16 protein-coding genes are annotated in these 13,431 nt (G+C 71.0%); 10 read left to right on the top strand and 6 right to left on the bottom strand.

Translation table 11 applies throughout. The features are described from left to right. The first annotated feature begins 6 nt into the window (after positions 1–6). The 7 genes from U870_RS0108000 to U870_RS0107970 all read left to right on the top strand — a co-directional run bounded on the left by U870_RS0108000 (position 7) and on the right by U870_RS0107970 (position 6,821). Positions 7–708 carry a M15 family metallopeptidase gene (locus tag U870_RS0108000; RefSeq protein ID WP_025156885.1) on the top strand — a complete coding sequence of 234 codons (702 nt, stop codon included), beginning with the start codon at positions 7–9 and terminating at the stop codon, positions 706–708. A 73-nt stretch (positions 709–781) separates the two neighbouring features. Further along, on the top strand, positions 782–1,573 hold the full coding sequence (locus U870_RS23065) for a M23 family metallopeptidase (RefSeq protein ID WP_025156884.1): 792 nt from the start codon (positions 782–784) through the stop codon (positions 1,571–1,573). 220 nt (positions 1,574–1,793) lie between these two features. Beyond that, complete coding sequence (locus U870_RS0107990) at positions 1,794–2,903, top strand: ABC transporter substrate-binding protein (RefSeq protein WP_025156883.1); 1,110 nt, start codon at positions 1,794–1,796, stop codon at positions 2,901–2,903. Further along, entirely contained in the window at positions 2,900–3,685 is a 786-nt protein-coding gene (locus U870_RS0107985; RefSeq protein ID WP_240183655.1) for an ABC transporter ATP-binding protein, read from the top strand. The genes U870_RS0107990 and U870_RS0107985 overlap by 4 nt, the downstream gene beginning before the upstream one ends. Beyond that, complete coding sequence (locus U870_RS0107980) at positions 3,678–4,523, top strand: ABC transporter permease (protein ID WP_025156881.1); 846 nt, start codon at positions 3,678–3,680, stop codon at positions 4,521–4,523. The genes U870_RS0107985 and U870_RS0107980 overlap by 8 nt, the downstream gene beginning before the upstream one ends. A 46-nt stretch (positions 4,524–4,569) precedes the next feature. After that, positions 4,570–5,934 carry an NtaA/DmoA family FMN-dependent monooxygenase gene (locus tag U870_RS0107975; protein WP_025156880.1) on the top strand — a complete coding sequence of 455 codons (1,365 nt, stop codon included), beginning with the start codon at positions 4,570–4,572 and terminating at the stop codon, positions 5,932–5,934. Positions 5,935–5,939: 5 nt separating this feature from the next. After that, positions 5,940–6,821: a ribokinase gene (locus U870_RS0107970; RefSeq protein WP_025156879.1), complete on the top strand. Its 882-nt coding sequence runs from the start codon at positions 5,940–5,942 to the stop codon at positions 6,819–6,821. 28 nt (positions 6,822–6,849) lie between these two features. Here U870_RS0107970 and U870_RS0107965 read toward each other — a convergent pair whose 3' ends face one another. Continuing rightward, entirely contained in the window at positions 6,850–7,428 is a 579-nt protein-coding gene (locus U870_RS0107965) for a PadR family transcriptional regulator (RefSeq protein ID WP_025156878.1), read from the bottom strand. A 139-nt stretch (positions 7,429–7,567) separates the two neighbouring features. Between U870_RS0107965 and U870_RS0107960 the strand changes: the two genes are divergently transcribed. Together U870_RS0107960 and U870_RS0107955 are read left to right on the top strand one after the other, a co-directional pair. Further along, positions 7,568–8,071, top strand: a complete 504-nt coding sequence (locus U870_RS0107960) for a flavin reductase family protein (protein ID WP_025156877.1) — start codon at positions 7,568–7,570, stop codon at positions 8,069–8,071. Further along, the gene (locus U870_RS0107955) at positions 8,044–8,466 is read left to right on the top strand and encodes a riboflavin kinase (RefSeq protein WP_081815239.1); all 423 of its coding nucleotides are present in this window, start codon (positions 8,044–8,046) and stop codon (positions 8,464–8,466) included. Before U870_RS0107960 ends, U870_RS0107955 begins: the two co-directional genes overlap by 28 nt. Before the next feature lie 61 nt (positions 8,467–8,527). Here the strand turns inward: U870_RS0107955 and U870_RS0107950 are convergent, their stop codons facing one another. The 3 genes from U870_RS0107950 to U870_RS24305 are packed head-to-tail and all read right to left on the bottom strand — an operon-like array spanning position 8,528 to position 11,321. Beyond that, a complete protein-coding gene (locus U870_RS0107950) occupies positions 8,528–9,409 on the bottom strand; it encodes a LysM peptidoglycan-binding domain-containing protein (RefSeq protein ID WP_081815238.1) in 882 nt (293 codons plus the stop codon). Positions 9,410–9,463: 54 nt separating this feature from the next. After that, positions 9,464–10,369: a serine hydrolase gene (locus U870_RS0107945; RefSeq protein ID WP_025156874.1), complete on the bottom strand. Its 906-nt coding sequence runs from the start codon at positions 10,367–10,369 to the stop codon at positions 9,464–9,466. After that, the gene (locus U870_RS24305) at positions 10,362–11,321 is read right to left on the bottom strand and encodes a LysR family transcriptional regulator (protein ID WP_025156873.1); all 960 of its coding nucleotides are present in this window, start codon (positions 11,319–11,321) and stop codon (positions 10,362–10,364) included. The genes U870_RS0107945 and U870_RS24305 overlap by 8 nt, the downstream gene beginning before the upstream one ends. 88 nt (positions 11,322–11,409) lie before the next feature. Between U870_RS24305 and bla the strand changes: the two genes are divergently transcribed. Beyond that, on the top strand, positions 11,410–12,381 hold the full coding sequence (bla, locus tag U870_RS0107935) for a class A beta-lactamase (protein WP_025156872.1): 972 nt from the start codon (positions 11,410–11,412) through the stop codon (positions 12,379–12,381). A gap of 60 nt (positions 12,382–12,441) precedes the next feature. On the opposite strand, the gene msrA is transcribed toward bla, so the two are convergent. After that, a complete protein-coding gene (gene msrA, locus U870_RS0107930) occupies positions 12,442–12,954 on the bottom strand; it encodes a peptide-methionine (S)-S-oxide reductase MsrA (RefSeq protein ID WP_025156871.1) in 513 nt (170 codons plus the stop codon). Then, positions 12,954–13,406 (bottom strand): peptide-methionine (R)-S-oxide reductase MsrB, encoded by a 453-nt coding sequence (msrB, locus tag U870_RS0107925; protein ID WP_025156870.1) that lies wholly within the window; start codon positions 13,404–13,406, stop codon positions 12,954–12,956. Before msrB ends, msrA begins: the two co-directional genes overlap by 1 nt. Between the last annotated feature and the right edge of the window lie 25 nt (positions 13,407–13,431).

The following is a 13,431-nucleotide window of genomic DNA, read 5'->3' as shown; positions in this document are numbered from 1 at the left end:
GTGCTGATGGTCAACGGACCCTGGGGGGGTTTCAGCAATGGGAACATCCCCCTGACGGCGATGACTCTGGTCAACTATCCGGGCGTCGTGTACTGGAGCTGGAGCAGCAATCCCGCGAACGGCGCCATCGGGGGCGTGTACCTCGAGCCGGGGTGCGCGAAGGCGCTGGTCGCCATGCTCGATCGATACCACCAGCAGAAGGGCGGATATCTGCCCGTCAACGAGGGGTATCGATCGTATGCCGGCCAGGTCTACTGGGCGAACAACGGAACGGGGACGACCCCCGGCACGTCGAACCACGGATGGGGCAAGGCGGTCGACTTCGACCAGAGCCGGTTCACCCAGGACCAGTACGCCTGGGTGCTCGCGAACTGCGGGGACTTCGGCTTCGAGAAGCTCGGTGGCCCCTTCGGAGCATTCGACTACATCCATTTCAACTACAGCGGCAGCTACACCGGTAGCGGCCCGAACCCGACACCCGTACCCACACAGGAGGAAGACATGGGACAGCTCGTCAAGCACCCGAACGGCTCGGTGGCGTTCGCCGCCACGGATGGCACCTTCACGGTGCTGACTTCGATGGACGAGGTGAACGCGCTCGTCGCCACCGGCGCCGCGCCCGCGACCCTCAACGCGCTGCCGGACGGCTTCATCTGGAACCTGCGGCTCCAGGTCGCCCAGAAGCGGAAGACGCAGAACGAGATCTGATCGATCCGTTCAGCGCCGCAGCCCTGGCGACCGAAACGCCAGGGCTGCGGCCCCAAAGCGAGAAAGGAACAGCATGAAACTGATGGAACCGCTGGCGCCACCCGGGCGCTATGACTCGGCCGATCCGTTCGGCAACATCGGCGGGCGACAGTACCCGCACACCGGGAGCGACTGGAACGGCGTGCCGGCGGGCACGGCCGCGAAGGCGATCGGGACCGGAGTGGTGGTGAACAAGCAGTGGCACTCGGGCAATGGCAACACGGTCACGGTGAAGCTGCCCGATGGTCACTACTACGCCTACCTGCACCTGAATGCGGAAGCACCCGTGGCGGTCGGCCAGACCGTCACGATCGGTCAGGTGATCGGATACGTGGGCAACACCGGCACGAACAGCCAGGGCGCCCACCTGCACATCACCGTGAGCGACTCGCCGTCGGCCTACGCAGGCCTCGGCAACAAGATCGACCCGTGGGCTTTCATCCAGGCCCACAAGAACGACACCGACCCCACCACTCCGGGCGGATCCGCCCGCATCACCATCTTGGAGGATGGAATGTTCATCAGGAACAGCGACAGCGTCAACACCGGCTACGTCCCCGCAGGGTGGTCGTTCCAGATGGCGCCGGACGGCAAGCTGCAGCCGCTCAGCTCGCAGCAGACCCAGCTGGCCATCGCGTCCGGCGCGACGATCTTCAACTGGGCCGGTCGCGACATCTACAACCACTCGGTCAAGTCCGGCATGTGGGAGTTCACCGGCCCCATCAGCGGTGCCGACCCGGGGTCCCTGACGGGCTACCTGCTCTTCGGCAACGGCGTGAAGGCTCTGCCCTCGGCGGCCTACCCGACGAACCGGGTCTACGTCTGATCTGACTCCCGCCGCCCGAGAGGGCCCCGCCCCTGCTGACCGAAACAGCAGGGGCGGGGCTCTCTGCATGATAGGCATTCGCCGGCGCAGCGGACGCCGGAAAAAAGACCGCCCGCCCCTTTGTAACGATTCCTCGACAACCTTGTTCAGTCAATCTTGACTATGTTACTTTGACCTAGCCATCCAACGACGGACCCGGCAAGGAAGGAATCCCGTTCCCGTGACCACACACCTTCACTCGAGCACGCGGCGTCTGGCCGCCGGTGTCGCCGGCCTCGCCGCCGTGCTCCTCGTCCTCTCCGGCTGCGCCGCGAACACGGGCAGCCCCGCGTCGACCGACGACGCCGGCGTGCTCATCGACAAGGCGTCCTGCGACCGCAATCGCGCGGCCGGTCCGATCACCTACATCTCCGGCTACGGCTACTCGGCCAGCGCCGGGCAGATGGACGTGTTCCTCGCCAAGGAGCTCGGCTACTTCAAGGCCCTCTGCCTCGATGTCGAGATCAACGCCTCCGGCGCGAACGGCCAGCAGCTCGTCGCGAGCGGGCAGGCGCAGTTCACCGCGCTCGGCTCCGCCTCCGATGTGATGCTCGCCGCCGCGAACAGCAAGAACCTGACGGCCATCGCCACCTACGGCACCACCTCGCCGTTCTCGATCTTCGCGAACGAGAACGTGAAATCGCTCAAGGACCTCGAGGGCAAGAAGCTCGGCTACTTCATCAACCTCACGCCCATCGCCTCCGCGATGCTGGACGACGCCGGCGTCGACGTCTCGAAGGTCGAGCTGGTCAAGATGACCAACTACGACCCGACGGTCGTCACCCGCGGCCAGGTCGACGCGATCGTGGGCTACGCCTCCAACCAGCCGGAGAAGCTGCGCGCGGCCGGGCTGCCGTTCACCGAATTCCTCCCCGAGGACTACGGCGTGAAGGGCACCTACAACGTGATGGAGGCGAACTCGGCCTTCCTCAAGAAGAACCGCGAGGTCGTCGCCGACTTCATGCGCGCCGACCTCAAAGCGGTCGAGTACTGTCTCGCGAACAAGGACAAGTGCGTCGAGATGATCTCGAAGCTCGCGGCCGACAACAACCAGGGCTCGGCGTTCCCCGCCGACCAGCAGGCCCGCACCTGGGCGGTCGAGTCGTCGTGGGTCGAGAACTCCACGGCGGGCGCCCCCGGTGTGCAGACCGAAGCGGAGTGGAAGCCGGAGTACGCGCTCGTCAAGAAGTACGGCGACGTGAAGCAGCTGCCCGCCATCGGCACGATGATGGACCCCGAGCTGGTCGCCGGCCTCTACAAGGACGGCACTCTCGTCTGGCCGGGCAAGTGACCGGCGGCGTCACCATCTCCGGCGTCACGAAGGCCTTCGGGCCGGAGGGGCGCCGGACCACGGTCCTCGACGACGTCAGCCTGACGATCGGCCGCGGCGAGTTCGTCTCGGTCATCGGCCCGAGCGGATGCGGCAAGTCCACACTGCTCAAGGTCGTGGCCGGCCTCATCCCCGCCGACTCCGGCTCGGTGTCGATCGACGGCGAGAGCGTCCGCACGGCGACCCGCGACAAGCTGATCGGGCTGGTCCCGCAGTCCCCGGCACTGCTGCCGTGGAAGACGGTGCTCGACAACGTCAGCCTGCCGATGAAGATCAACGCGAAGGCGAACGCCGGTCGCTCGCTGCGCGACCCGGCAGAACTGCTCAGCTCGTTCGGGCTCGGGCAGGCGCTGCACAAGTACCCGTCCCAGCTGTCGGGCGGCATGCAGCAGCGCGCCGCCATCGCCCGGGCCTTCGTGTTCGACCCCGGGGTGCTGCTGATGGATGAGCCTTTCTCGGCGCTCGACGAGATGAACCGCGACCAGCAGCGCCTCGGCCTGCTCGAGTTCTGGCAGTCCAATCGCAAGTCGGTGCTGTTCGTCACCCACTCTGTACCGGAGGCGATCATGCTCTCCGACCGCATCGTCGTGATGGCCGCGCACCCCGGGCGGATCGCGGAGGTCATCGACGTCGACCTCCCGCGCCCCCGATCGGTCGAGGCGTACGCGACGGACGCGTTCCGCGACCTCGAAGCCCACGTGCGGGACACCCTGCACAGCGTGATGGAGGAGACCCATGTCTGAGACCCAGACCATGGCGACGGCACGCATCGCCGCCGCCGCAGCCCCCGCCCGCGGAACCGGGCCGGGCCTCGCCAAGCGCCTCCGGGTCACGACGTGGCTCCCGCCGCTGATCGCGTTCGCCGTCGCCGGGCTGCTCTGGCAGCTCGTGGCGATCACCAACCCCTACGTCATCCCCACGCTCGACGCCATCGGTGCCAGCCTGGTGAGCGACGCCGGGATGTACTTCTCGAACCTGCTGGTGACGGCCCAGGAGGTCGTCATCGGTGCGGCCGCGGGCATCCTCGGCGGCTTCCTGCTCGCCGTCGTGATGGCCGAGTTCCAGCTGGTCGAGCGCGCGGTCATGCCGCTCGTGGTGGTGGTCATGGTCACCCCGATCGTGGCCATCGCGCCGGCGCTGGTCGTCGCGTTCGGCTTCGGGATGGCGCCGAAGTACATCGTGACCGGGCTCGTCGTGTTCTTCCCGATGCTCGTGAACTCGCTCGCGGGTCTGCGGGACGTGGACGGCCGCGCGCTCGACGTGATGACCACGCTGCACGCCAGCCGGTGGGAGATCTTCCGGCACCTGCGCCTGCCGGGGAGCATGCCCTACTTCTTCGCCGGGCTGCGCATCGCCCTCCCGCTCGCCATCGTCGGCGCCGCGGTCGCCGAGTTCGTGGCCGCCGGCCAGCAGGCCGGGCTCGGCTCGCTCGTCACCGTCTCCGCCGCGCAGGCCAACCTGCCGGTCACCTGGGCCAGCATCGCGCTGCTGTGCGTGATGGGCGTCGTGCTCGTCTCGCTGCTCGCGCTCGTCCGCAAGCGGGTGCTGTGGTGGAGCGACGGCGAGATCGTCGCCCGCTGACCCGGCCCGCAGAGACCACACCCACCGAATCAGGAAGTTGAGGATCATGAGACAACTGCGCTTCGGGCTGTTCGAGAACGCCCAGGCCAACGACTCCGGCACCGCCACCTGGCGGTACCCCGAGAGCAAGAGGCACCTCTTCGACACGCTCGCCTACTGGCAGGAGATCGCGAGGATCTGCGAAGACGCGCACTTCGACTTCCTCTTCCTCGCCGACGCCTGGGGCTGGGCGGACGTGAACGGCGAGCGACCGGACATCTGCTCGGTCGAGGGTCTCGACCTGCCGCGGCTCGACCCGGCGATCGTGGCCGCCGCGCTCATCCCGACGACGGAGCGCCTGGGGCTGGTGATCACCGGCTCGACCCTCCTGGAGCAGCCGTACGCGTTCGCCCGCCGGATGGCGACGCTGGACCACCTGTCCGGAGGCCGGATCGGCTGGAACGTCGTCACCACCGGCAGCGCCGAGACCGCCGTGGAGGCGTTCGGCGTGCCGATGGTCGCGCACGACGAGCGCTACGCGATGGCGGACGACTTCATGGAGCTCGTCTACAAGCTGTTCGAGGGCGCGTGGGAGCCGGACGCCCTGGAGCGCGACAAGCTCGGCCGCTACGCCGACCCCGAGAAGGTGCACCGGATCGAGCACGAGGGTCCGTACTTCCGCTCGCGCGGCTACGGCAACACGTCGTACTCGCCGCAGGGGACGCCCGTCCTGTTCCAGGCCGGCAGCTCGCCCGCGGGCAAGGCGTTCGGCGGCAAGCACGGCGAGGCGATCTTCCTCGGCGGCGGCAGCGTCGAGAAGCTGGCGGAGCACGTCCGTTCGATCCGTGCCGAGGCGGTGGCTGCCGGCCGCAGGGCCGACGCGGTGAAGCTGATGTCGGCGTTCGCCTGTGTCGTCGCCCCGACGCACGAGGAGGCGCAGGCGAAGTACGACGCCATCCTCGGCTCGCAGAGCCCGGACGTCGCCGTCGCCTCGTACGCCTGGTTCACGGGACTCGACCTCTCCTCGTACGCCCCGGAGACGCCGATGACCGACCTGAGCACCGAGCTGTCGCAGACGCAGATCGCACGCTTCGCCGGTCAGACCGTCGGGGACGTGCTGAAGGACTGGCACGCGCACGGCGTCGGCGTCCTCCCGTTCGTCGGGAGCGCTGAGGAGGTCGCCGACCACCTCTGCGCACTGGCCGAGGGCGCCGACCTGGACGGCTTCCTGCTCACCCCGCAGGTGCAGCCCGGATCGACTCGCGACTTCGTGGAGCTCGTGCTGCCCATCCTGCGCGAGCGCGGCGTGGCCCCCACCGGGTACACGGCGACCACCCTGCGCGAGCGCCTGCTCGGGCAGGACGACGCGACCCTCCCGGCCGATCACCCGGGCGCCGCGGTGCGCGCGGGCGTCGCCGCGGCGGTCGCTTGACCGCGATGACCGCGGGGCTCGTCTGCGTCGTCGGGAGCGTCAATCTCGACACGCTGGTGCGGCTGGACCGGCTGCCCGAGGTGGGGGAGACCCTGCTCGGGCAGCCGCTCGGCGCGCTCCCCGGCGGCAAGGGCTTCAACCAGGCCGTCGCCGCCGCGCGGAGCGGGGCGCCGACCCGGTTCTGCGCCCAGGTCGGCGACGATGCCGCCGGCGCGGAGCTGCGCCTGACGATGCTGCGCGCCGGGCTCGACGTCGACCTGCACGTCTCTCCCGGGATGCCGACCGGGTCGGCCTACATCGCGATGCTGGCCGACTCGGAGAACAGCATCATCGTCGCGCCCGGTGCGAACGCCGAGCTGACGCCGGAGGCGGCGGCAGCGGCCGTCTCCGGTGCGAGCGTCGTGCTCACGCAGCTCGAGATCGACCCGCGGACGGCGGAGGCCGCGCTGGCCGCGGGCCGTGCGGCGGGGGCGCGCACCATCCTCAACGCCGCGCCGGCGGACGGGGTGACGCCGTCCCTTCTCGCGGTGACGGATCTGCTGATCGTGAACGAGACGGAGGCCGACGCCCTCGGCGGCGTCGACGCCCTGCTGCGCGCGGGTCCGGACGCGCTGGTCGTGACCCTCGGATCGCGCGGTGCCCGCTGGCTCACCCCGGGAGGCGACGACCTCGCGGTGCGTGCGTTCGAGGTCGACGCCGTCGACACCACAGGTGCGGGCGACGCCTTCTGCGGCGCGCTCGCCGCGGCACTGGCCGGGGGAGCGGACGCGCTCAGCGCGTTGCTGCGGGCGTCCGCCGCGGGTGCTGTCACGGCCACGGCCGTGGGTGCTCAGACCGACGCGCTCACGCCCGCGGCGATCGACCGCCTGCTGGTGGCGGCGGGCTGAGCCGCACGGGCGGGACGGCGTCGCGATGTCAGGGGGCGGCCTTCTCGTCGGCGAAGACGTACTCGCCGGCGAGGAGCCGCTCCCGCAGGTCGCGGGCCCACTGCTGCTCCGCGCGCAGCCGGATGCTGGAGAGCTCGAAGATCTCGCGGACGTAGTCCGGGGTCGTCGACGACTTCGCGGTGTCCTCGATGTTGTACGCGTTGCTCAGCACGATGGCGTCGATCTTGTTGATCCGGTGCTCCAGCGCCTCGACCACCTCGCGGCGGCTGAGTACGTGCATGAACGAGGGGATGGACATCACCGGCTTGGTGTCGAACACCTCCACCTCCCACAGCGCCGAGCGGAACAGGCGGAGGAACTCCACCTCGCCCTCCGGAGTGATCGTGTAGGTGGTGCGCGCGGGGCGCTTGCCCTCGACCTCGGTCGTGTCCTCGGTGACGTAGCCGTCCTTCTCGAGCGAGCGCAGTGCGTTGTAGATCGAGCCGGGCTGGATGTTGGCCCACTCGTCCACGTGCCACGTCATCAGTTCGCGTCGGAGGAAGTAGCCGTGGACGGGCTGGAACTGGTGGACAGCGCCGAGCACGACCAGTCGGGTGGTAGACGACATGGTCCGATCCTAGTGCCATCCGGTATCTCAGGGTTGTTTGCATGATCAAATCTGCATAGTATTCAGACACATAGACAAACTTGACTAATTGCCATCACCGCAACGATGCAGGATGCGATGACCCAGGAAGGCCCACACCATGAGCAACGACACCACTCTCAGCGACTCCCCCCAGCTGGCGCTCCGCCGGGCCTTCGCCGCGTACCCGACCGGCGTCGTCGCCGTGGCCGCGCTGCGCGACGGCGCCCCCACCGGGATGGCGGTCAACTCGTTCACCTCCATCTCCCTGGAGCCCGCGCTCGTCGCCGTGAGCGTCGCCCGCACGTCCTCCACCTGGCCCGCGCTGGCCGGCAGCACCCGGCTCGGCCTGAGCGTGCTGGGAGCGGAGCACGGGGCGTTCTGCCGCCGGCTCTCCTCGCGCACGGGCGACCGGTTCCAGGACGCCGAGTGGCACCCCACCGCGGAGGGCGCCGTGCTGATCGACGGCGCCGCCCTCTGGCTCGAGTGCGGCGTGCGCCAGACCTTCGACGGCGGCGACCACGAGATCGTGCTGCTGGAGGTGCACGCGGCCGAGGTGTTCCCCGAGATCGCGCCGCTGGTCTTCCACCAGAGCGCATTCCACCGCATCGGGGCGGCGTCCTGACCGCCTCGTCGTTCCGCGGCGTCGTCGCCGCGGGAGACCGGCGCGGACGGCTGCTCGGCTTCCCGACGGCCAATCTCGCCGTCGCGGCGGGGGAGGGGGAGCCTCCCGCCGACGGCGTCTACGCGTGCTGGGTGACGCTCGACGGCGAGGCCGGCCCGCGCGGGGGCACGGTCAGCGTCGGTGCCAACCCGACCTTCGACGACGTGCGCGACCGTCGGGTCGAGGTGCACATCCACGACTTCGGCGGGGACCTCTACGGACGGGGGATGCACGTGGAGATCGTCCGGCTGCTCCGGGAGAACGCCCGGCTCGGCGGCGTGGGCGAGCTCACGCGCAAGAGCGCGGAGGATGTGCGGCGGTCACGCGCGATCCTCGCCCGGCTCCGGGTGGCCTGAACGGGGCGATCGGGCGCCGACAAGTCCTGGAGGCTGTTCGGGTCTAGAGGCTGTCCGGGTCCTAGAGGCTGTCCGGGTCGAGGTTCAGATCGGTTCCCTCGAACAGGGTCTGCTGAGCGCCGGACGACGGGAGGTCCGGGTTGAGCCAGAACAGGTCCTGGACCGAGATGCCGAAGCGCTGGGCCACGCTCCCGGGAGTGTCTCCAGGAGCCACGTGGTACGTCCTCGGCGCCCCGGCGGCCGTGGTCGCGGTGACGCTGCCGCTCGCGCCGGTGACGGCCCCGCCGTCGGCCGGATGGACGTTGGACGGGCGCACTGGGACGGACCAGCGGACCTTGTCGACCGCGAGAACCTTGTTCGGCCCGAGCTCCTGGGGCACACCGTCGAAGCTCGCGGCGGACGAGTAGGTCACCAGGGCGACGAGGTACGACGGCTGGCCGACGCTGCCGAGCACGCTGGAGGAGGCCGGCGCCGCACCGTTCGTCGGGCCGCCGAGCTGGTGGTCGCCGACACCGTGGTAGGTGAGACCGTCGCCGACCTGCGGCGGAGTGTCGAGGAGCGTCACGGAGACGGGCACCGGCACCGTCGAGGTGAACCCGGAGTACTGGGCCGAGTAGGTGTTGTCGCCGTTGGAGACGACGCGGTAGTGGTAGTGGATGCTGCCCTTGGGGGAGGCGACATCGCCCTCCGCCACCACCGTGCCGGCCGCGACGGGCGTCAGCGTCGGGGCGATGACCGGGGTCGGCGCGGCGGACGAGCCGACGCCGGAGAGCGATGCGTCGGCGGTGAGCGTCGGCGTGGGGGTGGGCGTCGCGGTGCGGGTGTGCGTCGGCTTCGGGTGAGGCGTGCTGCCGAAGAGGGCGCAGCCCGAGAGCACGAGAAGGGCCGAAGCGGCGACCGCCGCGCCCGCGACCGAACGCCGCACGATTCCGCCTGCCACCATCATCCCCCTGCTCACGACCGCCCCCGCGGTCTCGTCTCCGTGCAGCCTAGACGATCATCCGGCGCCGTTGCGCACCCGCTCGTGCATCCTCCGCGCCGCCGCCCCGAGCGCGGCCTCGGCGGCGGGCTGGGCCGATGCCGGGACGCTCGACGTGCTCAGCGCGACGACGACGAAGCGGGAGCCGTCGGCGTGCTCGGCGACCCCGGCCTCATGGCGCAGATTGAGGAGCGTCCCGGTCTTCGAAGCCCACCCCGTCCCGTCGGCGGCGAAGTCCGGCGACAGCCGGTGCCGGATCAGGTTGGAGCGCAGATGGCCGCGGAGCTCGGCCGACACGGAGTGCGGGATGCCGCGCTCGGCCCAGATCGCCTCGAACAGGTCGGCGAACGCGCGCGCGGTGCCGGTGTTGGTGCGCGCGACGTCCAGCTGCCGGACCGGGTGCCCGTGCGCGGGGGTGCTGCCGCGGATGGCGAGGGTGTGCGCGAGGTGGGCCTCGTCGGGCGGGAAGCGCTCCAGCGGGGTGTCGGACAGCTCGGCGAAGGGATGCCGCACCGCAATGCCGTGGATGCCGAGCGCGTCGAGGTCGGCGGTGACAGCGGCCGGCGGGACGAGGCGCAGCAGCGCATCGGCGGCGCCGTTGTCGCTGATGGTGAGGGCCAGTGAGACCAGGTCGTCGACGGCGATCGTCGCCGGATGCCGGAACCGGGTGGTGCCCGGCAGGCCGTTGCCCGGATCGCCGGGCGGAACGGCGACCGCCGCGGATCCGTCGAGGCGGCCGTCGGCGGTGCGGAGGAGCACGGCGAGGGCGATCGGCACCTTGGCGAGGGAGGCGACCGGGGTCGGCACATCCCCGTCGAGGGCGAGCTCGCGGCCGGCGATCAGGTCGCGGACGACGATGGAGGCCCGGAGGCCGGCCCGGTCGAGGTCGTCGCGCACCGTCTCGAGGAATCGCGCGTCATGCATCGGGCCGCTCCTGATCCGGCTTCCACGCCTGCTTCCGCTCCTGCTCCGAACGCGCTTCCGCGGTGACGGCGGTGGCGGTGGCTCCGAGCGCGGCGGCGAGCTCCTCCGCCACGGCGGCGAGCACGGCGGCGACGTCGCTGTCGCTGTCTCCGACGAGCGCGTATCCGCGCGCCACCGCGAGGCCGACGAACGGGCGCCACTGCAGGCCGAGCTCGCGGGCCTCCGCCTCCGTACAGAGCAGCAGGTCGCCGTCGGCGAGCACCGACGCGAGGGAGGAGGTCGTGGTGGCGTCGACGGGGAGCTGGCTCGGCAGCAGCCCGACCGCGTACGCCGCCCGGGAGAGGGGGTCGCGCACGTGCGGGACGTCGTCCTCGGGGCCGACCCGCAGGCGCGCGCCGGCGTCGTCGTCGCGCGAGCGACCGACACGGGTCGGCCGGAGCCCGTCCAGGCGGAGGGCGGTACCGCTCGCGCGCCGGCCGGCGGCGCCGAGCCGGGCGGTCCATGTGGCGGCGTCGGGCGGGACGCTCGTGACCGCGAGCCGCACGTTGCGGGCCGTCACGAGCTCCGCCCGGAGCGCGGGCGGCTCGGCGCGGAACTCGAGCCGGAGGCCGGCGGCCCGCCCTGCCGCCTCGACGACGGCGAGATCACGGGTCGAACAGCCGGGCGGCACCGCGATCGTGACCGGTCGCAGGCGCGCTCGCGCGGCGTCGAGCTCCAATTCGTCGGCCAGCCGGATGAGTCGCCGCACGGACGGAAGGAGGTCCCTGGCCAACGGCGTGAGCGCGGCGCTGCGGGCGGTGCGCTCCAGCAGCGGACCGCCGAGCTGCTTCTCCAGCGCGAGGATGCGGCGGCTGGCGACGGACTGCGCCACCTCGAGGGCGGCGGCCGCGCGGGTCACGCTCCCGCGGTCGCCGATCTCGACGAGCACCCGGCACGCGGCGATCAGATCCACTCGACCCACCCTAGACTCATGCTGTTCGCGCATCGATGGGAGCGATCCGGTCTTCGACAGGATCCCCGGAGCGGGTGAGGCTGCGGGCATGGACATTCGCACACGATTCCTCACGATCACCAGCGGCGCCGCGGTCGCCCTCGCCGTCGCGGTCTCCGGATGCGCGGCACCTTCCGTCGCCTCGGCGCAGCCCGTCGCGGCGGCGAGCACGGCGGCGAGCACAGCGTCGAGCACAGCGGCGTCGGGTGCCGCGGTCGCCGACGGGACGGCCGGCGGCGCATCGACCCAGGGCGCGTTCTCCGCCCTGGAGCGCACGCACGCCGCGACGCTCGGCGTCACGGCGATCGACACCGGCACCGGCCGCACCGTCGCCTACCGAGGCGGGGAGCGGTTCCCGTTCGCCTCCTCGAACAAGACCTTCATCGCCGCCGCGACCCTCCAGGCGTCGTCCGACGCCGACCTCGACACCGTCGTGCACTACACGAGCGCCGACCTGCTCGCGTACGCGCCGATCACCAGCCGCTTCGTCGACACCGGGATGACCGTGCGGGAGCTGCTGGACGCCATGCTGCGCTTCAGCGACAACACCGCGGCGAACCTCCTGGTCGCCCGGCTCGGCGGACCCGACGCCGTCGAGGCGTGGCTGCGCGGCATCGGCGACCGCACGACGAACGTGGACCGCATCGAGCCCGACCTCAACGAGGCGCTGCCCGGAGACGCGCGGGACACGACCACCCCCGCCCAGTTCGCCGCCGACCTCCGCGCCGTGCTGCTCGGGAGCACGCTGGAGACGAAGGATCGCACCCTGTTGCGCAACACGATGCTCGACTGCACGACCGGGGACGGCACCATCCGCGCCGGGGTGGACCCGGCCTGGCCGGTCGCCGACAAGACGGGCACGGGGGAGTACGGCGTCCGCGACGACATCGCGGTCGTCTACCCGGCCGGCCGCGCGCCGATCGTGATCGTGACGATGTCGCGCCACGCGACGGCGGATGCCGCGTCGGACGACGCCCTGCTCGCCGCCGCGACGAAGGTCGCGGTCGCCGCCCTGCGCTGAGGGGCGCCCGCCTGTGCCGAGGGGCGTGCCGAGGCGGGCGCCGGGAGTCGCGCGGCCGGGCTATCCGGCCGCGCCGACCTCGTCGCTCAGCACCCAGTCGGGACGCACGTAGTGGCAGGTGTAGCCGCCGGGGTGCTTGCGCAGGTAGTCCTGGTGCTCCTCTTCGGCATCCCAGAAGTCGCCCGCCGGCTCGACCTCGGTCACGACCTTGCCCGGCCAGCGGCCGGAGGCGTCCACCTCGGCGATGGTCTCGCGGGCGATCCGCTCCTGCTCCGGCGTGAGGTACAGGATCACCGACCGGTAGCTGCGGCCGAGGTCGTTGCCCTGGCGGTCGCGGGTCGTCGGGTCGTGCACCTGGAAGAAGAACTCCAGCAGGTCGCGGTACGTGATGACCGACGGATCGAAGTCGATCTCGACGGCCTCGGCGTGGTCGCCGTGGTTGCGGTAGGTCGCGTTCGGGGTGTCGCCGCCGGCATAGCCGACGCGGGTGGCGAGCACGCCGGGCATGTCACGGATCAGTTCCTGCAGACCCCAGAAGCAGCCGCCGGCGAGGATCGCGCGCTCGGTGGCCATCACGCACCCGCCTTCGCGAACAGGGGAAGGTACTGGCCGTAGCCGTCCTTCTCCAGATCGGCCAGCGGCACGAAGCGCAGCGCGGCCGAGTTGATGCAGTACCGCAGGCCGCCTTCGTCGGCGGGACCGTCGTCGAAGACGTGCCCGAGGTGGCTGTCGCCGTGCGACGAGCGCACCTCGGTGCGCACCATCCCGAGCGACGTGTCGGAGTTCTCGACGATGTTCTCGGCCGAGAGCGGCTTGGTGAAGCTGGGCCAACCGCATCCACTGTCGTACTTGGTGGTGGAGGCGAAGAGGGGCTCGCCGGAGACGACGTCGACGTACAGGCCCGCGTCCTCCTTGTCCCAGAACGCGTTGTCGAACGGGCGCTCGGTGGCGGCCTCCTGGGTCACCGCGAACTGCTCCGGCGTCAGCCGGGCGATCGCGTCCGGATCCTTCGTGTACTCGGGCATGGCGTCCGTCCTCTCTGCGTCTTCC

Origin of the sequence: Leifsonia aquatica H1aii, from assembly GCF_000633535.1 — a bacterium.
GTDB classification, from domain to species: domain Bacteria; phylum Actinomycetota; class Actinomycetes; order Actinomycetales; family Microbacteriaceae; genus Leifsonia; species Leifsonia aquatica_A.
Note: the sequence above shows the minus strand (reverse complement) of the source record. Positions and strands in the feature narration are given on the sequence as shown.

What these genes read in the sequence shown, in the direction of transcription:
- U870_RS0107980 (WP_025156881.1), top strand. Translation starts at nt 3,678, where the DNA reads ATGTCTGAGACCCAGACCATGGCGACGGCACGCATCGCCGCCGCCGCA.
- U870_RS0107975 (WP_025156880.1), top strand. Translation starts at nt 4,570, where the DNA reads ATGAGACAACTGCGCTTCGGGCTGTTCGAGAACGCCCAGGCCAACGAC.
- U870_RS0107970 (WP_025156879.1), top strand. Translation starts at nt 5,940, where the DNA reads ATGACCGCGGGGCTCGTCTGCGTCGTCGGGAGCGTCAATCTCGACACG.
- U870_RS0108000 (WP_025156885.1), top strand. Translation starts at nt 7, where the DNA reads ATGGTCAACGGACCCTGGGGGGGTTTCAGCAATGGGAACATCCCCCTG.
- U870_RS0107960 (WP_025156877.1), top strand. Translation starts at nt 7,568, where the DNA reads ATGAGCAACGACACCACTCTCAGCGACTCCCCCCAGCTGGCGCTCCGC.
- U870_RS23065 (WP_025156884.1), top strand. Translation starts at nt 782, where the DNA reads ATGAAACTGATGGAACCGCTGGCGCCACCCGGGCGCTATGACTCGGCC.
- bla (WP_025156872.1), top strand. Translation starts at nt 11,410, where the DNA reads ATGGACATTCGCACACGATTCCTCACGATCACCAGCGGCGCCGCGGTC.
- msrA (WP_025156871.1), bottom strand. Translation starts at nt 12,954, where the DNA reads ATGGCCACCGAGCGCGCGATCCTCGCCGGCGGCTGCTTCTGGGGTCTG.
- U870_RS0107950 (WP_081815238.1), bottom strand. Translation starts at nt 9,409, where the DNA reads ATGGTGGCAGGCGGAATCGTGCGGCGTTCGGTCGCGGGCGCGGCGGTC.
- msrB (WP_025156870.1), bottom strand. Translation starts at nt 13,406, where the DNA reads ATGCCCGAGTACACGAAGGATCCGGACGCGATCGCCCGGCTGACGCCG.
- U870_RS0107965 (WP_025156878.1), bottom strand. Translation starts at nt 7,428, where the DNA reads ATGTCGTCTACCACCCGACTGGTCGTGCTCGGCGCTGTCCACCAGTTC.
- U870_RS0107945 (WP_025156874.1), bottom strand. Translation starts at nt 10,369, where the DNA reads ATGCATGACGCGCGATTCCTCGAGACGGTGCGCGACGACCTCGACCGG.